Consider the following 25,284-nt stretch of genomic DNA (forward strand, 5'->3'; position numbering starts at 1 on the left):
CTACTCCATTCCATCGACACCAGCCACCACCCCATGCGTACCTCAAGAACGTACTGCAGCGCCTGCCCACACACAGGGCCAGTCCCATTGATGAGTTGCATCCCCACGACCGGCACCCCATACGCCAATCTACACAACGGACGGCCGACTTCATGCTCGACCGTCAATTTGGTCCAACGGATTGACGACCCCGTTATCAAGTGCGATTGATCGACACCCCTCCATCAACAAGCAGCGCCGCACCAGTCATGAACGACGCAGCATCAGACGCCATATAGAGAGCCGACTTCGCCAACTCTTCCGGCGTAGCAATGCGCTTGAGCGCATGCAGCCCGGCCACATGCGCCATCGCTTCAGGCGAGTCGCTCATCTCCCGGCCCATTGGCGTATCGACGCCGCCGGGAAGAATCGCATTGACGCGAATCGCCCTCGGGCCCAATTCGGCGGCTAGCGATTGGGTCAATCCGATCAGCCCGGCCTTGCTGGCGGCGTAGGCCGCGACACCCGGAAATCCGACGGTGTAGCCAACGAAGGTCGAGGTGAAGATGATGCTTCCGGCACCACGAGCCAGCATCGCCGGTATCTGATGCTTCGCCCCAAAAAATGCGCTGGTGAGATTGGTGGCGATGGTGTCGCTCCAGCCTGCCGCCGATATGGCTGATGTAGGGCCCATTTCGCCGAGCGTCCCCGCGTTGTTGAACGCGATGTCCAAGCCGCCGAAACGGTCGATGGCCGTCTGAACGAGAGCATGCGCATGTTCTTCCTCCCGTACGTCGCCCGCGACGCAAACGGCTCTCCCGCCCTTGCCGGTGATCTCTTCCACGAGGCTTTCCAGTTCGGCCCTGCGGCGACCGGCAACGACCACTGCCGCGCCCTCGCGCGCGAAGAGCCGCGCCGTGGCGCGCCCGATTCCTGAGCTGGCGCCAGTCACGATCGCGACCTTCTTTGCAAGCACATCCATATTTCTCTAGCCCACATATTGAGTTGGTGAGCGCGCAGCATGTTCGCTGGGGCATTTCGTGTCTGGTCGTTTGTGGACATCCGATTTCGATTGAATTCGCACGACGAATGGCTGGCTCCGCTTTAGGTCGTCAGTCAAGGTGAAGCGGCTGGGCGCCTGCCTCGTTGGCACCACACAGCAAGCGCGGCCCCGCCCTGTTTGCTACGCCGCATCCGCCCCCAACAAGGGCGCTGCCGCGACCAAGGCAAAATTCCAATCGCCGCGCCGGTCGGCCCCGCTCCCCCATGCCGCCTCTCTTGCCCATCACCCCGCCCGAACCTCCCGTCGCCAGGCCCCGCCCCGGCCGGCGCACGCTCTACGCCTGGGCGGCGGCAGTCGCAGCCGCACTCCTCCTCATCGCCATCGCCGCCCAATGGTCCGCCACCCGCGAAGCAAGCTTCCAGGCCGACTCGATCCGTCGCGCCATGGAAGTCCACGTGCTCGGCCTGCGCGACGCGGCGGGCAAGTACAGCTACCTGCCCTTCACCGCCGGCATGCACCCCGAGGTGCTGGCCGTGCTGGCCCACCCGCAAGACCCGGCCACCCGGCAGCGCGCCAACCGCTACATCGAAGAAGTGAACCGCCTGGCGGGCTCCGACGACCTGTACGTGAGCGACCTGCAGGGCCTGACGCTGGCTGCGAGCAACTGGGCCACGTCGCACAGCTTCGTCGGGCAGTCGTATGCCAACCGGCCGTACTTCATCGACGCGCGGGCGGGCCGCAGCGGCATGTTCTACGGCGTGGGCCAGACGACCGGCGAGCCGGGGCTGTTCATCTCGGCGCCGGTGCGCGCGGACAGCGGCGCGGTGCTGGGGGTGGTGACGGTCAAGGTCAGCCTGCGCCAGCTGCAGGCGACCTGGGCCTTCGTGCGCGACCCGATCCTGCTGACCGACGCGCGCGGCATCGTGTTCCTCAGTTCAGTGCCGGGGTGGATGTACGAGGCCAATCGCTCCCTCTCCGAGACTGAGCTGGGCTGGGTGCAGCGCCACCAGCAATACGGCAGCCGCACGCGCTTTCCGCTGCTGCCCTGGAAGGTGGCGCAACTCGACGGGCAAGCGGGCTACCTGGTGCGCACCGACATCGACGGCAAGCCGCGCCGCTTCCTGGCGGTAGACGAAGCATTGCCCGACCTGGGCTGGACGCTGACGGTGATGGCCGACCACTCGGAAGTCACGCAGGCGCGTGAACGCACCTGGATGCTGGGCCTGCTGTTCGCCGGCGTGCTGCTGCTGGGCGGCCTGTACTGGCAACTGCGCGAGCGCCGCTTTGCCGAGCAGCGCGATGCGCGGCGCGACCTGGAGCTGCGGGTGCGCGAGCGCACCCACGCGCTCGATGAAGCCCACGCCTTTCGCAAGGCGATGGAAGACTCGCTGCTGGTCGGCATGCGCGCACGCGACCTGGAAGGCCGCATCATCTACGTCAACCCGGCCTTCTGCGAAATGACGGGCTACAGCGCCGACGAACTGCTGGGCCGCCAGCCGCCCTACCCGTACTGGCACCCCGACGACACCGCGCAGCACTGGCGCGAGTACGAAACCATGATGAGCGGGCAATCGGCGCTGTCGGGCTTCGAATCGAATGTGCGGCACCGCGACGGGCATGAGGTCATCACCATGGTCTACACGGCGCGGCTGATCGATGCCGACGGGCGCCACAGCGGGTGGATGAGCTCGGTGGTGGACATCACCGAGCAGAAGCGCGCCGAGCTTCGCCAGCGCCAGAACGACGAGCAGTTGCAGCACGCGCAACGGCTGGCCAGCCTGGGCGAGATGGCCTCGACGCTGGCGCACGAACTGAACCAGCCGTTGATGGCGTTGAGCAATTTCGCCAGCGCGGCCAAGGCTTTTGCGGAGCAGGGCAACCAGTCGTTGCTGGTCAGCAGCCTCGACGAAACCGTGGCGCAGGCGCAGCGCAGTGCCGAGATCGTGCGGCGCATCCGCGGCTTCGTGCGTCAGCGCACGGTGGGCACCGAAGACTGCGCGGTGGCCGCGCTGGTAACGAATGCGCTGGCGCTGCTGCAGGGCGAAATGCGGCTGCGGCAAGCCCGCGCCGAGGTGCGCATTCCGCCCGCGCTGCCTGCCGTGCGCGGCGACCGCGTGCTGCTGGAGCAGGTGCTGCTGAACCTGCTGTCGAACAGCCTGCAGGCCATGCAGGCGACGCCGCAGGAACAACGGGTGGTCGAGGTCGAGGCCGAAGTGCGCGATGGCCGCATGCACATCCGCGTGGCCGACCATGGGCCGGGCATCGATGCCGCGCTGGCCGAGCAGGTGTTCGCGCCCTTCTTCACGACCAAGGCCGGCGGCCTGGGGCTGGGGCTGAACATCTGCCGCACCATCGTGGAGGCCCACCGCGGCCGCCTGTCTTTTGCCGACCGGGCCGGCGGCGGCACGGTCTTTACCCTGGAACTGGAGATTTCACCGCCATGAATGCGCCTGCCAACAACCTGTGCATCGTGGACGACGACGAGGCTGTGCGCCGCTCGCTCGGCCTGCTGCTGCTGTCGCGCGGCTATGCGGTGCAGACCTTCGCCTCGGGCGAAGATTTCCTGGCCGGCGCCGACCTGCAGCGCGCGGGCTGCGCCATCCTGGACCTGCGCATGAGCGGCATGAGCGGGCTGCAGGTGTTCGATGCGCTGCGCGCGCAAGACAGCCCGCTGGTCGTGCTGTTTCTCTCGGGCCACGGCGACATTCCGATGGCGGTGGAGGCGGTGCAGAACGGCGCCTTCGGCTGGCTCGAAAAGCCCTGCAACGACGAGCGCCTGCTCGACAGCATCGCCCGCGCCCTGCGGCAGGCCGGCGAAATTGCCGTGCGCCGGCAGGCCCGCCAGGCCGCGCAGGCGCTTTGGGCCAAGCTGACCCCGCGCGAGATGCAGGTGGCCCGGCTGGTGGCCGAGGGCCTGCCCAACAAGCGCATTGCGCTCGAGCTCGCGCCGCTGGAGCTGCGCACCGTGGAAACCCACCGCGCCCACGTGTTCGCCAAGCTGGGGCTGTCGAACAGCCACGAGCTGGACCGCTTCCTGCGCGAACACGCCTTGTAAGCCTTTCTAGGTATTTACCCTTGCGTACAGGTACGTAGCCGGTCGGCGGGCGGTTACGGACGACGGCCGGGCGGCGGCCCGACAGACTCGTGGCCACGGCTTCAGGCGGCCCCGCGGCGGGTCGCGGCCGGAGACAAGGACCCCTTCCCCCATGACCGCCAACGCCACGACAGTCACCGCCGGCGCCTCCAGCCCGGCCGACTCCACCCCCTACACCTTCGAAGAAAAGCGCAAGCGCATCTTCGCGATCTTTGCCGCTTCGTCCGGCAACCTGGTGGAGTGGTTCGACTTCTACGTCTACGCCTTCTGCGCCATCTATTTCGCGCCGGCGTTCTTTCCCAAGTCGGACCCCACCGTTCAGCTGCTGAACACCGCCGGCGTGTTCGCGGCCGGCTTCCTGATGCGCCCCATCGGCGGTTGGCTGTTCGGCCGGCTGGCCGACCGCAAGGGCCGCAAGACTTCGATGGTGACCTCGGTGGTCATGATGTGCGTCGGCTCGCTGGTCATCGCCTGCCTGCCCACCTACGCGCAGATCGGTGCCGCCGCGCCGGCGCTGCTGCTGGCCGCGCGGCTGCTGCAGGGCCTGTCGGTCGGCGGCGAGTACGGCACCACCGCCACCTACATGAGCGAAGTGGCCATGCGCGGACAGCGCGGCTTCTTCTCGTCGTTCCAGTACGTCACGCTGATCGGCGGCCAGCTGCTGGCCGTGGTCGTGGTGGTGCTGCTGCAGCAGTTCCTGGACGACGGCGAGCTGCGCAGCTGGGGCTGGCGCATTCCCTTCGTGCTGGGCGCCGTGGCCGCCGTCGTGGCGCTGATGCTGCGCCGCACGCTGACGGAAACCGCCAGCACCAAGACCCTGGCCGCCAAGGGCGCCGGCACCATGGCCGAGCTGTTCAAGAACCACAAGCGCGCTTTCTTCGTGGTGCTGGGCTACACGGCTGGCGGCTCGCTCATCTTCTATACCTTCACCACGTACATGCAGAAGTACCTGGTGAACTCGGCCGGCATGTCGATCAAGACCGCCAGCAACGTCATGACGGCCTGCCTGTTCATCTACATGTGCATGCAGCCGCTGTTCGGCGCGCTGTCGGACCGCATCGGCCGGCGCAGCAACATGCTGCTGTTCGGCGCGCTCGGCGTGCTGATGACCGTGCCCGTGCTCACCAGCCTGCAGAGCGTGAGCAGCCCGCTGATGGCCGGCATCCTGATCACCCTGGCACTGGCCGTGGTGAGCTTCTACACCTCGATCAGCGGCATCGTGAAGGCCGAGATGTTCCCGCCCGAGATCCGCGCTCTGGGCGTGGGGCTGTCGTATGCGGTGGGCAATGCCATCTTCGGCGGCAGCGCGGAATATGTGGCGCTGGGCCTAAAGTCGATCGGGCACGAGTCGTACTTCTACTGGTACGTGACGGCAATGATGGCCGTGGCGTTCCTGGTGAGCCTGCTGCTGCCGAAGCAGGCGACTTACCTGCACAGCGACAAGTAAGACGCAGAGAGCACGGCGGAGGCGGCGGGCGCGCCGAGTGGGTTCGGCTTCAGGTCAAATCGGGCCTGCACGACCCCACGGAAAAGGACGGACCGCCATGCAAGCCACGCGAACTCTCATTGCCGCCCTGCTGCTTTCCTGCGCGGCCTCGTCGGCGGTGCAGGCGCAGACCACACGCTACACCGGCATCTGCGATGCCTCGGCGGCAGTCGGCATAGGCCGCGACCATTTCGTCGTGGGCGACGACGAGCGGCACGTGCTGTTCGTCTACCGCGCGGGCTCCCCCGCGGCCGTGGGCGAGGTCGATCTCGGGGCCTACCTTGGCGCCATCGACAGCAAGGGCGAAGCTGAAGAACTCGACATCGAGGGCGCCGCCCGCATCGGCGACCGCATCTACTGGATCACCTCCCACGGCGCCAACGGCAAGGGCGAGCCCCAACCCACCCGGCGCCGCTTCTTCGCGACGACCGTCGTGGACAGCGGGCCGGTGCCCACCGTGCAAGCCCTCAAGACACCGCCCTACACGAAGCTGCTGGAGAAAGCGCTCGCCGATCCCAAGCTTGCGCAGCTGTTCGAAAGCGCGTCGAAGCTCGCCCCGGAATCGGAGAAGGGCTTGAACATCGAGGGGCTGGCGGCCACGCCGGACGGCCAGTTGCTGATCGGTTTCCGCAATCCCCGCCCTGAAGGCAAGGCCCTTGTCTTGCCCCTGCGCAACCCCGCCGCGGTGCTGGACACCGGTGCCGACCCGGTGTTCGGCGAAGTGATCCGCCTCGACCTCGGCCAGCGCGGCATCCGCAGCCTGGAATGGGGCGGCACCGACTACCGGATCGTCGGCGGCCCGCACGGCGACCGCAAGGAAGACCCGAAGGCCCTGAGCTTCGAGCTCTACAAGTGGGCCGGCGCTGGTACGCAGCCTGTGCTGGTGCCGCAGAACAAGTTCGGCGACATCAACCCCGAAGCGCTTTTCAGGATGAACACAACCGGCCGCTGGTACGTGCTCAGCGACGACGGCGGCGTTGCCGTGGGCAAGCACGCGTGCAAGAAAAAGAAGGTGCCGGTCGAGAAGAAGGGCTTCCGCGGGATGTACCTCGACTGAGGCCTGGTCGCAACCTTCGGCTGCCCGGCTTCGGTTCGGGAACTCAGGGGCCGCGCATCCCCACCGCCATCCACGCGGCCATTCCCAGCATGGCCAGCGCAATGCCTGCATCGAGCAGGCGCCACGTGTGCGCCGCACCCATCCACCCGCGCGCGCGGCGTGCGCCCATCACCCACGCACAGAATCAGGCGAGCGATGCGCACACGGCACCCGTGGCGTAGCTCAGGCGAAAGCCTTCGGGCAAGGTCACGCCGACAGCGCCGATGACCAACACGGTGTCGAGCCACGCGGCGGGGTTGAAGAGAGACACGAACATCAGCGAACGCAAGCCCTTGCCATCGGGCGACAAGGACGTTCCGGCGCGATGCGCCCCGCGTGCCGCATTCCACGCGGCCAGCAGGCCATGCAGCACCAGCAGCCCGATGCCCAGCCACTGCGCGGCCTGCTGCAATGCCGGTGCCTGCTGCAGCGCCGCCGAGAGCCCAAGGATGCCGAGTGCGATCAGCACGATGTCGCTGCCCACGCCGATCCCGACCAGCGCGAGCGGCGAGCGCCCTGCCAGTGCTTCACGAAGAATGAGCACGTCTTTCGGGCCGGGGCAGATGAACATGCCGAGCCCGAGAAGAAAGCCTTGCAGCCATGCGGAGAGGTTGGTCATGGGACATGCCGACAACCTCTCAAGCTGAACCGGGAATTAGGAGTTGGCAGAAATCATAAAGGCCGTTCGTGACCGGCACCATCCCGTCGCCTGCCTGCCTGCCTGTCTGCGTGCCTGCCTCAGCGCTCCAGGAAAAGATCGGAAATGACCGACCTCAGCCACCTGTTCGAAGGGTCGTGCTGATACCGCTCGTGCCAATGCTGCTTGATGGCAAAACCCGGCAGCTTGAACGGCGGCTCGAACGCTTTCACTTCGGCGATGCGCACCAGCGTCTCGGCCACGCGCGCGGGCACGGTGATCATCAGGTCCGTCTGTGCCACCAGCGCACCGATGCCCAGGAAATCGGGCAGGTGCAGGCTGATGTTGCGCTGCACGCCGAGCCGCTCCAGTTCGCGTTCGACCAGCTCGTTGCCCGCGCCCACCGCCGACACCACCGCGTGGTGCTCCCGCTTGAACATGCCCGGCGTCAGCCGTGCGTGCACACGCGGATGGTCCTTGCGCACCACGCACCTGAAGCGCTGGTCGAACAACTTCTGTTGATAGAAGCCCGCCTCCAGCTCGGGCATGAAGCCCACGGCCAGGTCCGCGTCTCCCGATTCCAGCATCTTGGGCGTGCGGTTCGAGATGTGCGTCACTTCGACGCGGATCGAAGGCGCGACCTCGCTCAGGCGGTTCATGAGGTCGGGCAGCAGCACGAGGTGGGTGATGCCTGTCATGCACACGCGAAAGGTGCGCTCGGCCTTTGCCGCGTCGAACACCGCCTGTTGCCGCGTCACCGTGCGCAGCAATTCCAGCGCCTGCCGGATCGGACCGATCAACGACGTGGCGTGCGGCGTCGGCTGCATGCCATCCGACGTGCGAACGAAGAGCGGGTCGCCAAAGTGCCGCCGCAGCCGCGCCAGCGCAATGCTGATCGACGACTGCGCAATGCCCAGGTGCTCGCCGGCCCGCGAGACGCTGCGCGTCTTGTAGACCTCGTCGAAGATGCCCAGCAGTTTGAGATCCATTATTCAGATTCCTGCTCAAGCCTATTGAGCGCATGCCATAGTCTAAATAATGGTGCGCGCCTAGCATCGTTGCATGCTCTTGAAACTGGCCATCGCAACCACCGCCTCCCTCCTGTCGTTCGCCGCGCTCGCGGACGCTTCTCCTGCCTCCACGCCGGCCGCCCCACCCGCCGTGAGCGCCTTCTACCGGCACCCCGAACACTGCGCCTACATGGCAGGCCCGCCCGAGAACGATTCGCCGGAATTCATCGCGCGCTTCGAGGCGGACATCCAGGCGGCGGTAGCTGCGCTGCGCGCGCGCACGCCATCGCTGAGCCTGACGGGCGCGCTGTTCCATCTGAAGGCCGGATGCGACCGCGCGTTGGCGCGCGCGAAGTGACGCAAGGCAAATGCCCAAGGGGAACAAACTCGTGGCCTCCACCTGACGTAAGTTGTTGATTCAAAAAGGACAGCGTCCTCGTTCGAAAAAACAATCTCGTGGACTGTGCGATCTTGCCAAGCCTAGAGGCCTAGCGGCCGGAGGGAACAGTGTCGTGGACTACGGGTGCGTCGAAACCCCTTACATCGGGGTGTTTTTACATTCGGCCCTCGCCCAACGGCTGCGTTCCCAATCGTAGGATGCTGCTTTCTCCGACGGCCTCCTGGTCCCCTGCACGAGCAGAGCACGCGGCTTGAAGCATTGCCAGGTCCTCGTCGTCGAAACGCGACGGCGCGGCGCTGTCGTCCGGGTACCGCGAGAGCTGGCCGCTCTTGTCGAACAGCACAGCATACGGATGCGACCGCGCAGGATCCAAAAGCATCGGCACCATCTCCTCGTAGATCGCGCTCATGCGCAACTGCGGAATGGCCCCTTTGAGCGAGCGAAATATATTCATGGCGGCCAGATCCAGATCCGCCCACAGGAACACCTTCTCGGCCGCCAGAAGCTGACGCAACGGCGGCGGCGTGCCGTCGCGCACGATCAGGATCGGGCGATCATGCTGCGAGACCCCATCATCCGCCCACAGCTCGCTCCCCAAGTACGACAACCCGAACCCGAAGGTGCACACAATAGCCACCGTAACGCTCAGACCGCTGCGGATTGCGTTTTCGAAGGCGCGGGGGTTTTCGATTAGCAGCGTGGCGGCAGGCTCTGAAGGGCCTGCACAGAGGATGTACCTAGGCGACGGTGCATGAAGACGCAAGGGGAGGTCCAGCGCGTCGAGCATTGGGCGGGAGAGCCTGGACAGCACTTTGGAGCTTCCCATCAGGTGACGAGCGCTCACGTTGAAGCCCGCATCGTCAGTGGCCTCAGCGGGCTTGCCTCGAAGTGCCTCCAGGGCGCGGGCCAGCACCAGCATATCCGAAGCTCCAAGGTCCGCGAGCGCCGGCGCCAGCTGCGCAAGGATCGCGGCGGCACCCGGCTCCATTTGAGCGGCCTCTAGCGCTTGTTGCCACGCGATCTCGTGCGACGCAAGCACCACGGCGGCCGCTTGGACTCCAAGGAATCCCGATACGGGTAGTTGCTGTGCGTCAGGTTGGTAGGTCACCAATCCACAGCGATACAGCTCCCGAAGCGCCTCATTGATGCTCACGCGGGGTAGACCCAGCCTGGCGCACAGCTTCGCGATAGCGGATGACGTGCGTAGCCTCCCGCTTTCCCCAGCCATCCGGCGTAGCGTGGAAAGCACTTGTGTAGTTTCCTCCTGCAGGAACGCTTCGCTCACGTGACACTTTCGCTCGACAGGGGCTGCGTGATCGCACTCAGGAAGCCGACCGTGCCGGGTTCCCGCCCGCGCTCACGGAAGGACACCAGACCGTCGCCCTCGCGATTCACCAGCTTCTTGCCGACGTGGTAGACCGGGAATACCGTGAAATCGTTGTTCCAGGTCGGCGAATGCAGGAACCCGATGATCTGAAAATTGCCACCCAGGTCACGCAGTCCGTTGAGGGCTTCCTTGATGATGCGGCGATCGGACAGCGTGCTGAAGATCCCGTCGATCAGGATCACCCGGTTGGCCTTGGCCCGCGACCTGGCCGCCTGTTTGCTCGTCATCTCCAGCAGGCCGCGTTCGATCTCGTATTCGGCTTGGCGCACGATCCACATAAACTCCAGTGCGATCTTCTGCCCCGTGGAGAGCTTTTCCGAAACGTGGCTCTTCCGACCGCCCCAGATGCCGCCATTGACGAACTGCACCTCGGTGCTGGTGAAGACGCATTCGATGAGCTTGTCCCGCAGCATCGCCTTCAGCTGCGTGTCGCTACCGCGGCGCATGCCCCGCGATCGGCCATCCTGCTCTCGCAGGGCCTTCTCCACATCCTCCTTTAGTTCGTCGAGGATGTTCTGCACGCCCGCCTTCCCCGTGACCTGGGTCTCGAAAAAGAATCGGCCGTGCGGATAGCCGGCCATGACCTTGTTCAAGGTTTTCAGGTTGTCTGTCGCGCTTTCGATCAAGCCCGCCAGCTGCGATAGGGTGTCTTGCGCCGTCTGGCTGGCGATGTTCTTGGCTTGCTGGGCCTCGTCACGCTCCTTCGTCAGGCTGGCTTGCAGCTGCTCGAAGAGCGTTCCCAACCCCTCGATGCTGTCGGGCGTTGCCCTGGATATCTCCTCGATCTCCAGCGAGTTGAACGGCGCGTCGCGCGACTCGATGGCCAGCCGTGCGGTCTCGCAGAAAGAGGTGTTCAGATTCCTGTACTGGTGCTGCGCCGCCAGCAGACTGTTCGAAACCTCCTTGTGCCGTTTGAGGTCCTCTTGCAGGTTCATCGCCTGGATGGTCTGCGCCAGAGCGTCGACTCGCTCCACCACGGCCCCGTGCGACTGCAAGGAGGGATTGGACAGGGTTGCCAGCACGGCCATGGCCTCCCGGTAGCTGGCATGCACCTCTGGCACCGCCGCCCCCTCTTCCAGGTCCTGAGCGTGTGCCGCTGCTTCCTTGGTGCGTGCGACTCTGCTGCCCACCTCGTACGCCAGTTCGTGGATCGACCTTGCCAGTCGCAGCCAGCTGGGGATGTCTGCGTCGGCGATGCGCTGCGCCTCCTGTCGCGCGCTTGCGATGCTGACATCGAGCTCTTGCGCGGCTTGTTCTTTTTTCCCGATCTCATCGAGCAGGCCTTGGTCGCTCTTGCCATGATGGGCGCGGAACGCTGCCGCCCGCACGAAATTGACCCTGAGCGCCGTCGCCAGGCGATCAGTAGCTCGCGTGATCTCCTTGCTTTGCGCCTCGAAGTTCTGCATGAACTGCAGGTCCGTGGTGTTCTGCGCGAACTCAAGCACACGCTCGTAGCGGACTCGGGCCTGCTCTCCGCCATCCTGGTCATGCTCGCCCTGAACCTCCTGGAGCTGCTGCTGCTGCCTGGTCAGTTCTTCGAGCGCAGCCTGCGCCTCTTCGACCTGGGCCTGCGCTATCTTGACCGCCTCGCACGCCTGCTCGTGGTCGCGCTGAGCTTGAAGGCGGGTGCTGTCGCCGCCCAGCCTGCGGTGTTCCATCGCGTCATCGCGCGCCTTCAGGTTCTCATGCGACGCACGCTCCTTCGCGATCGTTTGCGCCTCGGTGGTCCGCTTGAGCTCCGCTTCCTTCCCGGAGATCTGTTCGCCGAGCTCGTCGAGCCGGGGCCGGCCGCCACGCTGCAAGAACTCCCTGGCTGCACGCAGCACTTCCAGCGACTGGGGCTGAATCTGCGCCTTCAAACGCGTCACCTGCGCTGCGAGTTGTTCGGCCTCCTTCGTGCGCGCCTCGTATCGCTGTCCCGCGCCGGCTGCCAACGCGGCCTTGGCGCTGAGCGCCAGCTTGTAGTCCTCGCTGTCGGGGACAACTTCCGACAAGGCCACCCGGGTCTGCGCGATGGCGCCCTGGCAGGCGAGCAACTCCTGCGCCACCCGCTGCAGTTCGGCTCGGGCGAATTGGGCATCGAGCAGGATGCGTACGCGGCGGGAAGTGGGCCCACCGATAAAGCCCAGCATCCGGACCTGTTCATTGCTCGTGACCCCTTTGGACAGAGCCCTGAACAGTTCGTCCTTGAGAATCAGCGGGACGGATGCCGAGCCGGCCTCCAGCAGGTCCGCCGCGATCTTCAGTTCGTCGATGGTGTCGAACACCGGCGCGGAAAGCATGCCCGACATGGCGCTCATGGCGTCGTTGCAAGCCTGCTGCGGCAAGCCGGCGGCCATCAGCGCCTGATGCAGACGCTGGGCCTTCAGGGATTCCCCGCCAAGAATCGACCACGCCGCCGCGAAGCTGCCGTCCTCCACCGAGCGCATCTGCTCGATGGCCTCGTGCTCCTTTGCGAGATTCGTCCGCAGTGCCAACTGCTGCTGCAACTCATGCTCCAGGTCGGCACGTCTGCCTTCGGCATCGTCAATCCAGGCCTGGGGCATTACCTGAGGGAATCTGTCCTCGAACAGGTCGATCGCTTCCTTTTGCGGCAGCAACGCCACCAGCTCCTGGCGCACCGTCGACAGTTCGTCGGATGTATCTGCGTGCCGCTTGACCGGGTCGTACGTCAGGGGATCCACGTTCGTGTCGAAGAGGGTTTCCAGGTTGGCGCACTGGGATTTGAGCCGCCGCAGAATGTCCTGCTCATCGATCAAGCCCTTGAAGGCCGCCTGCGATCTCGCCACCGCCTTGTCCGCCAGAACTAGGTCGCGCGCTGGATCGACCCCGGCCGGATCTACCGCACCGAACACCGTTGCGAAACGCTGCACCCCGGCAGCGAGCCGCTCGAAGGCGTCCAGCTTGCGCTGCGCGGCATTGGACTTGTCCACCAAAGGTTGGACGGCCCGCTGCAGTGTGCTGGCTGTCTTGCTTGCTTGTCCAAGCGCCGGCACGATGCGCTTGGCCTCCGACTGAATGTGCTCGTGCCTTGCCTGTAGAGCCTCGAAACGATCCCGGGCTCCCTGCAGGCCTTCCAGGCCGTGGAATTCGAGCACGGCCACATGGTCAGCCCAGACGGAGTTCAACTCGCCACGGCGCGTGTTTCGACTGGTCGCTTCCCCGTGAAGCGCATCGAGCTGTTCGTTCAGCCAGGCTCTGGCCCCCTCGGGATCGGTGCGCACAGCTTCGGGGAGCTGCGATGCGATCTTCACGAAGTCTTCCCAGGCGCCCTGGTTGTCTGCGCGATCTTTGACCTGCAGCTTGAGCTGCTCCACTTCGCCCGCCAGTTTGGATTTCGCCTCTTCCCCTTGTCTGGCTTCGCCCAGCAGCCGCAGTCTCGCGGTTTCCAGCGTGCGTACCTGACGTGAAGCAGGGTTGGTGTCGATCTGCGCTTGCGCGATGGTGAAGGCTTGGATCAAAACTTCCTTTAGGCCCGCTGTCCGGGCCCCAGCCCTGCTCACCAAAAACTCGGGCAATCGAAGTGCCGAGTCCTTCGGATACCCCTTGCGATAGTGCCCGCCCTTGATGCTTCCGCTGGTTAGATTTTCGAAATCGCAAGCAAAATCAATGACTTGCGTTCTTACCGAGAACGAGGGAATCTGCTTCCGATCGGCCACCTCTGAGAGGATGCGGACCTCCACTGCACTCAGATCGCTCAGTGCCTTGTCCAACAACAGAATCCCCTCGTCGCGGCTGATGACCATGCCCTTGAGCGCGGTCAGGATGCGTGGATCCTGTTCGCCCATCCGAGGCAGGCTGCGGGGCAGGCCTGGCAGGGTATGACGGGTGTCTTGCAACCCGAAGTGCCGCAGGAAGGCGATGTCGCTGCGCAGTTCCCTGAGCAGGGCATCGCGCTGGCGCTGCTGCTGTTGCGCGTGCCTGCCGGCAGCAAGGATGGGCTGCAGGTCGTCGATGCCTTTTTCTCGCACCGCCAGCCGGGTCTCCTTGATCAGGATTTCCTTGTCGGCCCGCACGATCTGCGTCAGGCTCTTGAGCAGCGTGTCCTCCACCGCCGACTCGTCCTCCTCGGCGAAGGAGCTCAGCAGGTTGCTCACGAGGTCGGGCGCGACCACCGCTCGGAAGAAGGCGCTGTCATAGGACTCTCCGCCCCTGGGCTTGAAATCGAAAAAGCTGGCGTTCTGATCGTCCGAGCCCTTGAGCTGGTACACCACGTTGCGGCGGATCACCTCTACCGGCAGGAACAGGCGGATATGGTCTTCCCAATCCATGCGGTTGGCAAACCGGTTCCACTTGCATCCGCGCAGGGCCTTGGTTGCGGCCACGAACTGGCCGTCCGCCACGGGCGTGATGCTCTTGCCGTCGTAGATGTAGCACGGCGAGTCTTCCAGCGTCCCGCTGTACGAGTAGAAGATCGGCGGGTCGTTGATGTCGTCGTTGAGCGCCACGCCCACCACATGCGTTTCGCCGGGAAGGTTCAGCGGGTCGACCTCCAGAAGACTAGGGGCCGAGTAGGTGTCCTCGGGGGGAGTCCTGAATTCGATGCGCGCATGGGTGTATCCCCGGTTCCTGGGGGCGACTTTTTCGCGAATCTTCTTGAGAAGCCTGGCGTCCCGGCTGAGCAGGTACAACAGGATCTCCACCAGCGAGGTCTTGCCTCCGCCATTGGTGATGTTCACCAGCGCCGACTTGCCGCCGTCCATGCGCAGGGTGATGCCCGTGAGCATCGGCTTCCAGTCCGCCGAGCGCCGATGCATGTTGATGCCCTCGGTGAGGTAGTTCGACACTTCCACGCGCGAGATCAGGCTCATTGTTCCCCTCCATCCGATGCGATTTCCTGCGCGGCGGTAAGCAAGGGGCCAGCAAGCTGCGCCATGCTCGGGCTTTGGCCGGATTGCTCTCGCGCCAGCATGAGCGGCGCCAACGACCGGTCGAAGTTCTCCTTCATCTCGACCGCGGACAGAAGAGTCTGCCGGAAGGCACCCTCCGCGCGTTCTTCAAGCAGCCCGCCCTCGCACATGATCTCCAAGAAGCGCCTGACGTAGCGCGAGACATCCGCTCCTTTTTCCGCGCACAGGACCTCGTACACCTCGCTGTTGGTAAGCTCGACAGCGTTGAGTTTGCGCACATGGTCGTTGATGTGCGTGCTCAGGGCGTCCTGCAGCATCTCCCTCGTAAAGGACGCATTGATCCACCGGCCCCGCTCCAGGGGGCTGCGATCGAGCTGGGTATAGATAAGGTCCAGGTGCAGTAACCAGATCTGCGTGAACCAGATCTTCGCGGCATTCGGGCGCTGGCCCAGGCCCATGCGTTCGACCACATGGCTGCTGTCCACAAGGCAGGAGGGCATGTCGGCGCGGCGAGCGGCCAGGTACACGCGCGAGCCCGGACCGATGCCCTCCACGTCGAAGCTGCCCAACTGCACGAAGACGAAGCCCTGACCACTCATCAAGTCCTCGAGGTCGCGCAACTCGTCGACCGACGCCTCCCTCAGAATCGCGGCAAGGTCCTTCTCGTCGCGCCGCATGCCTCGCTTGTCGGCGCGATCCTCCAGCTTGCGGTGCGCGATGAGGAATGCGCTGATGCGCCCCATGTCGTACGGTGTCATCGGTCCTTTCCGGCGGCATCGTCGCTCGCCATCTGCAATTTCAAGCTGGAGAACATCACCTGCAGGCCCGGCAAATCGAAGCGCTCCAGCTCCCGCGCGAGCTCGCCCTCAACCGGCGCCTTGACCCAGTCTTCGGCCGCGGTCAGCGCCGTCACGAGGCTGTTGAGCGTGTGGGCGTCGCCGTCATGGCCCAGACCCGCGCGCAGCGCCTCGCCCAGGGTCACGCCCTTGTGCAGCTGGCTTTCGAGGTATGAGAGGTTCTTCTGCAGCCAGTCGGTGAACTGGTCCTCGGCGGGGATGTCGAAGCCCTCGAGTTGCAGGCCCTCAGCCTGCGCTTCCTCGGCGGACCGTGCCTTGACGATTCCCGCGAAGTCCGAGCCCATTGGGGCCAACCGGGGGGCACGGCCCGGGCCCAGCATCTCCAACACCCTTGCGACCTGCGAGGGCTCGGGCGGAGTCTTCACCCACTGGCGCGCCAGTCCCGCGAAGTCAGGCGCTTGCACCGTCGAGGGCTTGCCGACCATCGACAACTCCGCCAGCCGGGTCAGCTCTCGGCCGTAACGCACAACTCCGCCGGCGAGCTCCTTGACCTTGGCGCGGATCAACCCGACAGGCACATCGTCTGCGGTCTCCACTTCCTTGCGGACGATTTCGTCGACGGCGAAGCTGGCCTCTTGCACCAGATTCACCGTGCGCCGCATCGTCTCGCGGTGCAGTTCCATCTGGGAAAGGGTCTCTTGCCGGGCTCGCCGACCACCCGCGGTTTTCTCGATCAGCGCCACGAGCTTGAGCTGCTCGCTACGCAACTGCTGCAGCAACCGCTCGACGAACCCCAGCGCCGGGCCCAGGCGTGCAGCCTGGATGGCGCGGATCAGCTTCGTGACGTCGCCCTCGATGTAGGCGATGTCCATGTGGTCCGATGCAATCACCAGTGCCAGCTTGCCCAGGCGGGAAAGCCGGTACTCCACGACGTGGGCCGCCTTCTCCACCAGGTTGGTTTCCTTGTCGCCGATAACGTAGGCCGGGCCCTCCTGCGGCGAATGCAGCAACTTCAGCTCCGACGGGCGCGAGAGCACATTCAGGACGTACTCGATGTCGATGTCCTCTGCCCCGTCGACATGTTCACACACGCCTTGCTGGATGGCCTGCAAGGATGAAAACTCGTCGCCGGTGCGAGCATCCAGCTTTTGCAGTACGTCGAGCACTGCCTGCGCCAGCGCGATGTAGCGCCCGTCGCCGAGACCTGGGCGGTCCTCTGTCTGGTACTGCGGTGACTCGCCGCTGCCTCGCCGGGAATCGTGCAGGTCCAGCAACCGGGTGGACAGCTTCAACAGCGGCGCGAGATCTATGCTTGGCATGCAAGAAACGAGGATGGCTTAGGCAGACAGTACACCGCCTGTTGTATAGCATGTCTAGCTCGGAAATTTTATCGTCTGGGCTGCTGCCGGTTTCGTGGACACCGACCTCAGCTTTTTGAGCTTGCTCGAACTGTATCGGACCGACTTGGCCGAGCGTCGAGTGACGACGCGTCGGGTTATGGAACCGCTCGATGTAGTCGGAAACGCCGGCGTGAGCCTGCTCCCCGGACCGGTACACCTTTCTGGCCGTGCGATCAGTCTTCAGTGAACTGAAGAAAATCTCCATAGCCGAGTTGTCCCAGACCTCGCCCGCGCGGCTTATGCTGCAGGTGATACCTTGCTGCTGATTGCCACCGAAAACTGCCCCCTAACCCCAGTAATTCCGTTTAAGACTGACTCACGTAAAACTCTCCCCCGCACTTTTTTAAAGCAGGGATCCTAGGAGTGATAGACGTGGCGGCATTGGGTGACTGCACTCCAAGTGGCAACGATGCAGGTATTAATGTTCTGGATTGGCCTTCCCGGGACCAGAGCGTCTAGGGACACTATGCAAAATCCGGCCCACCTCGACCAACAGCCTGCTATACGGGCAGGAGAGCGACGTGCTCGCCGATGCGGGTTACCAGGTTGCAATCAAGGGCCCAGACGCTAGAGTGGGCGCGAACTGGCGCATCGCGATGCACCCGGGCAAGCGCCGAGCGCTAGACGAGGCCAACAAGACCGACGCGTTGGTCTACACGCCAAAAAGCTTAAGGCGAGCGTGCGAGCCCAGGTCGAACACCTGCTCAGGATCATCAAGCGCCGGCTCGGCCATGTGAAGGTGCGCTGCCGTAGGTTGAAGAAGAACACCGCCCAGTTGGTCATGCTGTTTGCGCCGCCCAACCTGTGAACGGTGCGCGGCAAATTGCTGGCTGTGCCGACATGAGTGCATGCGGCGAAGAGCAGAACGGCCTGAATGCGGCGCGGAGTCGTCAGGCTGAGTTCGCAACTAGTACCATCGGCCGCTGGATCGGTGCCCGCATGGCGCCGCGCTCGCCAAATTATGGGTACTTGAATGCACAGCTGACATCGCTTTGCTCAGGGCACCTCTAGCTGCTATTGACGCGCAGCGATCAGATGCTGACGAACTCGGTCTATCCGGATCCTACCCGAAGGCAGATTGCCCGCATCCGTCAGCGTTGATGCGCGACCAGTTTGGAGCGCGACTTGATTCAGCGCATAGGCCGAATCGGCGCTAGCCAGCACGACGTAGCTTTCCCTGACAACCTTTGTCCCGAGCGTGCTCGCCTCGTCTTCGCCGTTCTGCTGCCAAGCCCTTACTAGCCGCCAGGCTGAATGAGCGCCAATTCCGTCGGACGACCGTAGACGAGTTAGCAGAGGGGTGTTCGGTTGCAGTAACTCCCGTTGCGCGCGCGGTTGCGCGAACAGGCGCGCGTGACGATAGGCCAGGATCACAGAGATCAACTCAGGTGGGCATTCTGCTGGCGCTTGTCTTCCGTCAATTTGCAGTACCCCGGTGCCGTCCTCGCGCGTGACAAGGCCCTCAGTGCGCAAGGAGGCCAGCTCTCGTGGCTTCAGGCCAGCCCAAAACGTTAGCGAGATTGCGCATCGCCGTCGAGCCGTGGCCTCATCCTCAGTTGCATCCGATTCCAACACGATGCGGCTCAGCGCGGTAGGCGCTTGGGTGACGGGTCGCTTCTCCCTGCTTGGGCACGATCTTGGAGCCGTGCTTGGCGACCATCGTAGCCACCCGCGCTGATGGCAGTAGAGAAGGAACGACCTGGTGATTCGCGCCGCTTGAAGCGCACTGGATTGGCGCAGGACATCCTTTCTTCGAGAGCCAATTGCTTGCCGCGCCGACATCAGTCCTCGCAAGTACTCGTCCCAGAGTTGCTCTGTGAAGTCAGCGACCAGCAACGCACCGCGCGTCGCGAGGTATTCGCAAAACCTATTGGCTTCGCCTCGGTAGCTCGCTTGAGTGGAATCGGAGACCTCTGAACGCTCGCGAAGCCAATCGATGGCTGCATCAACTCCTGTCGCCTGGTTAAGTTGAAGCGTTGTCATTTATCAAATTATGGGCATAATTTGGCTAAACCGCAAATGACGACTCCGTTGGTATCCGACAATGCGGATGCCGCTCGCCTCCAGAAAAGAACCAGACGCAAATGAAGATCGAGCACCTATCGCGATGCCAAGTGTCCACACCGCCAGAGATCGTTGATCTCCTTTGGAGGTTGGCGCTGGAGCGACGCCAGGGCAAAGCGTTCTCTCGGGTACTGGATCTCGGTGCAGGTGATGCACGATTTGCGCGGGCTCGGAACGCCTATGAGTCGTACACCGGAGTCGAGCTTGACAAGAAGAAGGCTCAAGCTGCTTCGCTCCCAGCAGGCGCGAAGGTGCAGGTGGCCGACGCGATGACATGGAAAGAAGCGGGCTTTGACCTCTGTATTGGCAACCCTCCATACATTCGGCACCACAACCTTGATCGCGAATGGCGCGCCAAAGCTCTGGAGAGTTTCAGCAAGCAAGCCGGCGTGAACATGAAGTCCACGGCAAACGCATTTGTCTTGTTTCTTCTGCAAGCGCTACTCAAGACCACTGACGACGGCTTGGTAGTTCAACTCGTTCCTTTTGAATGGGTCACTCGTCCCAGCGCGAAAGAACTTCGCGCCTACATCGATCAGATGGGCTGGCGTGTCAGCGTGTACCGCTTCAACGCAAAAATATTTCCGAGCGTTCTGACCACGGCTTCCATCTCGATCATCGACAAGAGCGCCAAGATGGGTGGCTGGGAGTTTGGCGAGATCGGAAGGGACGGCACCATCAAAGCGCTGGAGCATGCGTCAGGTTCTTCGAGTGCGGTGCTGCCTTACGAGAAGGGAACATCGGCGCTGTATAGCCGGCGCGGCCTCAGCCCTGGTGGACAAGATATCTTCGTGCTTACCGAGCAGGAGCGCCTTCATTTCTCACTGCAAAAGCGTCGCGACGTGGTCCCATGCGTGACGACTCTGCGCCATATCCCAGTCGAGACGAAGGAACTAGATGGCGATGTTTTCCAGGATCTCTACGTTGCAGCTGGCAAACGCTGTTGGCTCATTCGAAGTGACAAGGAAAACGTTTCCCCCGAACTGAAGACCTATCTCGATCACGTTGGTGAAAGATGGAAGAAGTACTCGACATGTACGGTGAGGTCGACGTGGTGGCGCTACCGACCGCATCCGAAGCCCACACTTCTGTTCTCCTCAGCGTTTGTCGGGAAAACCTCTAAAGTTCTGATCAACAGCGCTGGAGCGATTGCGGTCGGCACGGTTTACGGCATCATTGCGGCCAATGCAAAGTCAACGACCGCGGGCACGCTCGCCAAGCGGTTGAGGCAGTACGATTTCCAACAACGTGTGGTGAGCCACTCCAACAACCTCAAAAAGGTCGAGGTTAAGCAGCTCAACGCAGTACTGGCGGAAATCTCCTAAACAACAAAGCAAGGGAGATAGCTGTGGCGAAGCGACCGACCCAAGATGCGCCCACGGGAGGAGTCAGGCGTGAGACTGCCATCTTTTCCTTTAGCGCAGCCCATCTCGAAGAGCTCGGTGAGCGCCTGGTCAGCAAGCCAGAGGTGGCACTGGCTGAACTGATCAAGAATTCCTACGACGCGGACGCGCACACCTGCGACATTGAACTTGATGGAGAGACTATCGTTGTCCGAGACGACGGTCACGGGATGACAGAACAGCAGTTCTTGAGCAACTGGATGGTCGTCAGCACCCAAAACAAGGGCGCGCAGCGCCTATCGCGCAAGTACAAGCGGTCGATGGCAGGCTCAAAGGGCATTGGTCGATTCAGCGCTCGCTTCCTCGGTCGGCACGTAGTGCTTGAAAGTACCTGCGAGGACCTAGCCTCGGGTGTTCGAACTCTGTTGAGGGCCACCTTCAACTGGGACAAGTTCACCCAACAGCGAGCTATCGAGTCAGTAGAGATCCCATACTCGGTGCAAATCGTTGGACACGATGCCAAGGCCGGGACAACGTTGACGATTACCAAGCTTCGTCGAGAAGCCGTCGAGATCTCCGCTGCCGTAGTCAAGTCGGACATCTTGCGTTTGACGAGCCCGATTCTCGGCCTAGAGCCCGCGCCATTCCACCCGATTGAAGAGAGTACAGACGTCAATCCTGATCGCGATCCTGGATTTTCAGTCAACTTCCCCTCGAAGGAGGGCGAAGACGCTGCTACGACGTTAGCGCCGAATGTGCAAGAAACCATCATGGGTGCCTTCGTCGGACGAGTCCGGATCTATGTAGATGAGACTGGAAAGCTGGATTACCGCGTGTTCTGGCACGGCAGCAAGACGCCGATGAAGAAAGGCACCTTCAACATCGCCAAATTTTGCAGCCCTTTCACCCCAGACCGTGCGCGAGCCTCCGGTGAAGAAGAGGCTGATATTCGCGGGTTGCGCCTTGAGTTCGAAGACTTCCAGCAATTGCCGCTCGCTGAGCATGTGAACTCTCCGATTTTTATTGACCTACGGTTCTTTCCGAAGCGAAAAGGCACTTTCAGCGGCCATGGGTTGAACGGCATCGTCGCTCAACGTTGGATTCGGGATCACGCTGGCTATGCGATCGCGGACAACCGCTTTGTCATGCACGACTATGACAGCGGCAGCGACTGGTTGGGTATTGACGCAAGCAAGGCGACCAACCAACGGGACTGGCAGTCCATCTTCATGCCGATTCTCTTTCCGATGTTGGCTACGGACAAGGCGGATCCAGGGCGTAACCCCATGCTCGCACTCCCGCGAGGCACGCAGCTGATTGGTCGCGTTCACATCGCCACCCACAAGCGCCCCACACAGGACGATGAGGATAGCGAAGAGTGGCTGCAGCCGAACATGGATCGCGAGTCACTGCGAGACAACGGAGCCTATCGGACGCTGTGGCATGTCAGTCGATTCGCCGCCGAACTTATCGCACACTTCGATAGAGCTGATCGTCTCACCCAAGAAGAACAGAAGAACGAAGAAGCCGCGCAAGAGGCCAACAACGCGCTGACTCGCGCAATCTCGGAGATTCGAAGTTCCAAGGGGATCGAGCCAGAGTACCGCGCGCAGATCGTCCAGCAGTTGAAGATCGCGCAGGCACGCTACGCCGAGACGTCGGAGTACAACAAGGAAGCGCGCGAATCCCTTGAGCTGATGTCCATGATGGGCATCATGGCTGGGTTCATGACTCATGAGTTCGAGAAGGCAGTCAGCACTCTGTCAGAGGCGGCTAGAGTCATCAAAGCGCTCGCTAATCGCGATCCCAGACTCGCAGGCACAGCCACTAAGCTCAGTTCCATGGAAAGCACTCTGGCGCACTACATGGACTACATGCGCGTGTTCATTGGCCGAGCACGGCAGCCTCGAGCGCAGTCCTTCAAATCTAACGCCCAGGTGCAGTTCATCGTCAACACGCTTGACTCCATTTCGCAAACGCACAACGTCGATGTGAAGGTCGACATCGATCCCTCGCTGCCCGGGCCAGTGATTCCGATCGCTGCCTATCACGGCGTTGTGGTCAATCTCATATCGAACGCGTTGAAGGCACTCGTACCGAAGATCTCCAAAGAGCCTCGTAAGGTGCGTGTCTATGCGACCAATGAGGGGACGAAACACGTTCTTGTCTGTGCTGACAACGGCATTGGCATTCCAGACTATTTGCGCGACCGCATCTGGGATCCGCTGTACTCGACTTCAGCTGGCGCTGATGAAGATAATCCGTTGGCCTCAGGGCTAGGATTGGGACTGAGCTTGGTTCAACAAGTCGTCAAGAAGATGAAGGGAAAGATCGAACTGCTAGACGAGCCACCGCCAGGCTTCGTTACTGCATTTCGAGTGACATTCCCTCTCAACGAAGAATAGGGGAGATGTTTATGCGGATGTTAATCATTGAGGACGAGCAGGATTTCATCGAGCGCGTTGTTGCGGCCTTTAAGGAGGTCGACTCGACGGTCGATTTGATGACGCCAGGTACAACGGGCCTTAAGGAGAAGTTCGACGAGACCGGGACTGCGTCGCTGGAAGAGCAGATGTTGACCAAAGTGAGGGCGCTGCAAGAAGCCACGCCAATCGACTTGGTGCTTCTTGATACCGATTTGTCTCGGCTCGGCAATGGCGTTACGCAGTCGCTTTGCCGTCAGACGTTTCAGGAGATCGGCATTCCTGTGTGCCGCTATCGAAAACGAATGAGCACGACGAACGTCGCACGCTTGCAAGATCTACACCGACTGGCACGCGAAGGCGCGAGCGCCGTATGGGTGCCATCGGAGCTTGTTCAACCTGACAAGCTCGAGACTGCATTCGTCCCTTGGCTTTTAGCAGTTGCGCGTGGCTTCGCGGCGCTACAGAAGTCGATCACTGAGAAGCCTGACTTGCTCACCGCGCCTCTTGGCCCCGCCGGGATTCTCGAGACTATGCTCGAGCACCCGTCCCTCAAGGCCGACCTCCTCGGGTATACCGCGCAAAACTTTTTCTTCTTCGGCGCTCCCACGGGAGAGGATGGTGATGATCCGGTGAAACCCGCCAACGGAGCCGCGCAAGCTACTCGCCTTGGCTACTGGCTTATTAACTACATCTTGATGTTCCCCGGACCGCTCCTTTCGAGCAAAGCGGCCGCTGCGTATCTCAATCTCAGACTCCCTTCGTTCGAAGTCGGCGCAGTTCAAGACCTCATCGAGGACTCTCTATACCGTGGGCCGTTTTTTGATGTTGACACGTACTACTGGAGAGACAACCTCGCAGATCTTCTAGATACATTCAATGGAGATATCGCAACCGCGCCGCAGTTGAAGGACGAAAAGCTTGAGCGGGTTGACACTGAAAATGTCGGTGCTTCTGCATACCTGTGCTTGCTCACGCAAGAGCCGATCTCGGCAGACGACGCTGCTCCGAAGCCCGACTGGATACCTACCGGCGCGCAACTTGCGCGTATCAAGAGAGATCTATACGAGCAACTCGGCCCCATGTTGAGCATCTGATCGCCATGGCACCAATAGCCAAACTTCAACGCCACTGGGAGCAGTGGGGAGCCAAGCTCGAGCCACTGGTAAAAAGCAAAAGCGCAAGGCTGCATTTTCCACCTAAGCTTAAGCTTAGCGGCGACGACGACGACTTCTACCTGTACGCCCCGGAACGCCCAATCTGTATCACCAATGCACCGGTGAAGTCATCGTCCAAACGAGCACGGAGCAATCTTCAGCTTGCGATGTTCATCGACGGAGATCTGAAATTCTCCAAGGATGCGAATGATCCGTGCATCACCCATAGCTGCAATCTGACCATCTTCAAGTACACGGAGGTTCCACACAAGTCAGCACATCTCGAGATGGTTGACACGATGCATTTCGATGTGGATGCCGTTGACTCGGACGGAAGGCGCACGCCTTTTCACCCCATCTTTCACGTTCAGCGAGGCTCTAGCCACGATGATTCCGTCTACCAGGAACTCTTGGCCGACATCTGGCACCTGGACGCCGCCAGCATCACGGTGGACCAGAACAACAAGGTTGCTCTTGGAACGCCCTATCTCCGAATTCCCACACCACAACTTGACATGTTCTCCCTGTTCACGATGGTGGCCGCGGATTACTTCTGCAACCCGGGAGACGTGAAACGAGATGCCGATCACGACAAGGCGCTTAAGGACGGGACGCGACGGGTTAACGCTGCGGATAGGACGAACGTGACGGAACAGTTTGTCGCGCTTCTCGAGCTGCTCAAAGGCACGAACAACCTCGCGCGCGAAGGCAGGTCCGCGGTTGAGCTTCGCGACCGACTGCACAACGCTGCGGTGTTCAGCACTGCCTGCTGGTATCCAGAATCAGCCAAGGCTCAATAGTGGGCGTGGCATTCGAAGGCCTGCTGCTTGCGAATCCTGTACGGTCACACGGAAAAAGGGGACGTAGCGGTGCGAATCATCATCTATACGCCGAAGTTCCAACGTAAGCACACGGCGATCCCTTGTTGACCGTTGCCGGTCACTCGGCTATTGATCAGGCGCTCGCATCCAACCAACCACGCGGCAGCAACTCCCCGAGCCGGCTGGCCCTGTGCGTAGGCAGCCGGGTCAGCACATCCTCTAGATAGACACAAGGGTCATGCCCATTCGTATGCGCCGACTGCACCAGCCTCATCACCGCCACCGCCCGCTGGCTCCGAGCCCACCGGGTATGCTCGCATCCTACAAGGGGGCAGGG

17 protein-coding genes and 4 pseudogenes are annotated in these 25,284 nt (G+C 62.4%); 11 read left to right on the forward strand and 10 right to left on the reverse strand.

Annotated elements, in window-relative coordinates; all coding sequences use genetic code 11:
• Window positions 1-29: 29 nt before the first annotated feature.
• A pseudogene (locus DBV14_RS34200) lies at window positions 30-122 on the forward strand (transposase domain-containing protein); the annotation flags it as partial.
• Window positions 123-196: 74 nt separating this feature from the next.
• Here DBV14_RS34200 and DBV14_RS07310 read toward each other — a convergent pair.
• Entirely contained in the window at window positions 197-961 is a 765-nt protein-coding gene (locus tag DBV14_RS07310) for an SDR family oxidoreductase (protein WP_124458534.1), read from the reverse strand.
• Between the two features lie 284 nt (window positions 962-1,245).
• Here DBV14_RS07310 and DBV14_RS07315 point away from each other — a divergent pair, with 284 nt between their 5' ends.
• From DBV14_RS07315 to DBV14_RS07330, 4 genes are all read left to right on the forward strand, one after another.
• Window positions 1,246-3,426 (forward strand): PAS domain S-box protein, encoded by a 2,181-nt coding sequence (locus DBV14_RS07315; protein ID WP_124458535.1) that lies wholly within the window; start codon window positions 1,246-1,248, stop codon window positions 3,424-3,426.
• Window positions 3,423-4,037: a response regulator transcription factor gene (locus DBV14_RS07320; protein WP_124458536.1), complete on the forward strand. Its 615-nt coding sequence runs from the start codon at window positions 3,423-3,425 to the stop codon at window positions 4,035-4,037. The genes DBV14_RS07315 and DBV14_RS07320 overlap by 4 nt, the downstream gene beginning before the upstream one ends.
• A gap of 151 nt (window positions 4,038-4,188) precedes the next feature.
• Window positions 4,189-5,523, forward strand: a complete 1,335-nt coding sequence (locus DBV14_RS07325; RefSeq protein ID WP_124458537.1) for an MFS family transporter — start codon at window positions 4,189-4,191, stop codon at window positions 5,521-5,523.
• A gap of 97 nt (window positions 5,524-5,620) precedes the next feature.
• A complete protein-coding gene (locus tag DBV14_RS07330; RefSeq protein WP_124458538.1) occupies window positions 5,621-6,619 on the forward strand; it encodes a DUF3616 domain-containing protein in 999 nt (332 codons plus the stop codon).
• 43 nt (window positions 6,620-6,662) lie between these two features.
• Here the strand turns inward: DBV14_RS07330 and DBV14_RS33785 are convergent, their stop codons facing one another.
• The 3 genes from DBV14_RS33785 to DBV14_RS07340 all read right to left on the reverse strand — a co-directional run bounded on the left by DBV14_RS33785 (window position 6,663) and on the right by DBV14_RS07340 (window position 8,284).
• Window positions 6,663-6,788 (reverse strand): hypothetical protein, encoded by a 126-nt coding sequence (locus tag DBV14_RS33785; RefSeq protein ID WP_260396859.1) that lies wholly within the window; start codon window positions 6,786-6,788, stop codon window positions 6,663-6,665.
• A gap of 15 nt (window positions 6,789-6,803) precedes the next feature.
• Window positions 6,804-7,277, reverse strand: a complete 474-nt coding sequence (locus DBV14_RS07335; protein WP_260396860.1) for a LysE/ArgO family amino acid transporter — start codon at window positions 7,275-7,277, stop codon at window positions 6,804-6,806.
• A gap of 119 nt (window positions 7,278-7,396) precedes the next feature.
• On the reverse strand, window positions 7,397-8,284 hold the full coding sequence (locus tag DBV14_RS07340; protein ID WP_124458539.1) for a LysR family transcriptional regulator: 888 nt from the start codon (window positions 8,282-8,284) through the stop codon (window positions 7,397-7,399).
• A 73-nt stretch (window positions 8,285-8,357) separates the two neighbouring features.
• Here DBV14_RS07340 and DBV14_RS07345 point away from each other — a divergent pair, with 73 nt between their 5' ends.
• Window positions 8,358-8,663 (forward strand): hypothetical protein, encoded by a 306-nt coding sequence (locus DBV14_RS07345; RefSeq protein ID WP_124458540.1) that lies wholly within the window; start codon window positions 8,358-8,360, stop codon window positions 8,661-8,663.
• A gap of 196 nt (window positions 8,664-8,859) precedes the next feature.
• On the opposite strand, the gene DBV14_RS07350 is transcribed toward DBV14_RS07345, so the two are convergent.
• The 5 genes and pseudogenes from DBV14_RS07350 to DBV14_RS07370 all read right to left on the reverse strand — a co-directional run.
• On the reverse strand, window positions 8,860-9,990 hold the full coding sequence (locus DBV14_RS07350) for a hypothetical protein (protein WP_148092432.1): 1,131 nt from the start codon (window positions 9,988-9,990) through the stop codon (window positions 8,860-8,862).
• Window positions 9,987-14,903, reverse strand: coding sequence for a hypothetical protein (locus tag DBV14_RS07355; protein ID WP_124458542.1), 4,917 nt, complete (start codon window positions 14,901-14,903; stop codon window positions 9,987-9,989). The genes DBV14_RS07350 and DBV14_RS07355 overlap by 4 nt, the downstream gene beginning before the upstream one ends.
• Window positions 14,900-15,700 carry a hypothetical protein gene (locus DBV14_RS07360; RefSeq protein WP_124458543.1) on the reverse strand — a complete coding sequence of 267 codons (801 nt, stop codon included), beginning with the start codon at window positions 15,698-15,700 and terminating at the stop codon, window positions 14,900-14,902. Before DBV14_RS07360 ends, DBV14_RS07355 begins: the two co-directional genes overlap by 4 nt.
• Entirely contained in the window at window positions 15,697-17,031 is a 1,335-nt protein-coding gene (locus DBV14_RS07365) for a hypothetical protein (protein ID WP_124458544.1), read from the reverse strand. Before DBV14_RS07365 ends, DBV14_RS07360 begins: the two co-directional genes overlap by 4 nt.
• Window positions 17,032-17,179: 148 nt before the next feature.
• A pseudogene (locus tag DBV14_RS07370) lies at window positions 17,180-17,395 on the reverse strand (IS3 family transposase); the annotation flags it as partial.
• A gap of 408 nt (window positions 17,396-17,803) precedes the next feature.
• Here DBV14_RS07370 and DBV14_RS33790 point away from each other — a divergent pair.
• The 5 genes and pseudogenes from DBV14_RS33790 to DBV14_RS07395 all read left to right on the forward strand — a co-directional run.
• Window positions 17,804-17,947, forward strand: a pseudogene (locus DBV14_RS33790) (transposase); the annotation flags it as partial.
• Between the two features lie 1,276 nt (window positions 17,948-19,223).
• Window positions 19,224-20,528, forward strand: coding sequence for an Eco57I restriction-modification methylase domain-containing protein (locus tag DBV14_RS07380; protein WP_124458545.1), 1,305 nt, complete (start codon window positions 19,224-19,226; stop codon window positions 20,526-20,528).
• Between the two features lie 23 nt (window positions 20,529-20,551).
• Window positions 20,552-22,951, forward strand: a complete 2,400-nt coding sequence (locus DBV14_RS07385; RefSeq protein WP_124458546.1) for a sensor histidine kinase — start codon at window positions 20,552-20,554, stop codon at window positions 22,949-22,951.
• A gap of 5 nt (window positions 22,952-22,956) precedes the next feature.
• On the forward strand, window positions 22,957-24,066 hold the full coding sequence (locus DBV14_RS07390; protein WP_124458547.1) for a hypothetical protein: 1,110 nt from the start codon (window positions 22,957-22,959) through the stop codon (window positions 24,064-24,066).
• Window positions 24,067-24,071: 5 nt separating this feature from the next.
• Complete coding sequence (locus DBV14_RS07395) at window positions 24,072-24,926, forward strand: hypothetical protein (protein WP_124458548.1); 855 nt, start codon at window positions 24,072-24,074, stop codon at window positions 24,924-24,926.
• Between the two features lie 154 nt (window positions 24,927-25,080).
• On the opposite strand, the pseudogene DBV14_RS07400 reads toward DBV14_RS07395, so the two are convergent.
• A pseudogene (locus tag DBV14_RS07400) lies at window positions 25,081-25,239 on the reverse strand (transposase domain-containing protein); the annotation flags it as partial.
• Between the last annotated feature and the right edge of the window lie 45 nt (window positions 25,240-25,284).

This window comes from Variovorax sp. KBW07, from assembly GCF_003852515.1.
In the GTDB taxonomy this organism is placed as follows: domain Bacteria; phylum Pseudomonadota; class Gammaproteobacteria; order Burkholderiales; family Burkholderiaceae_C; genus Variovorax.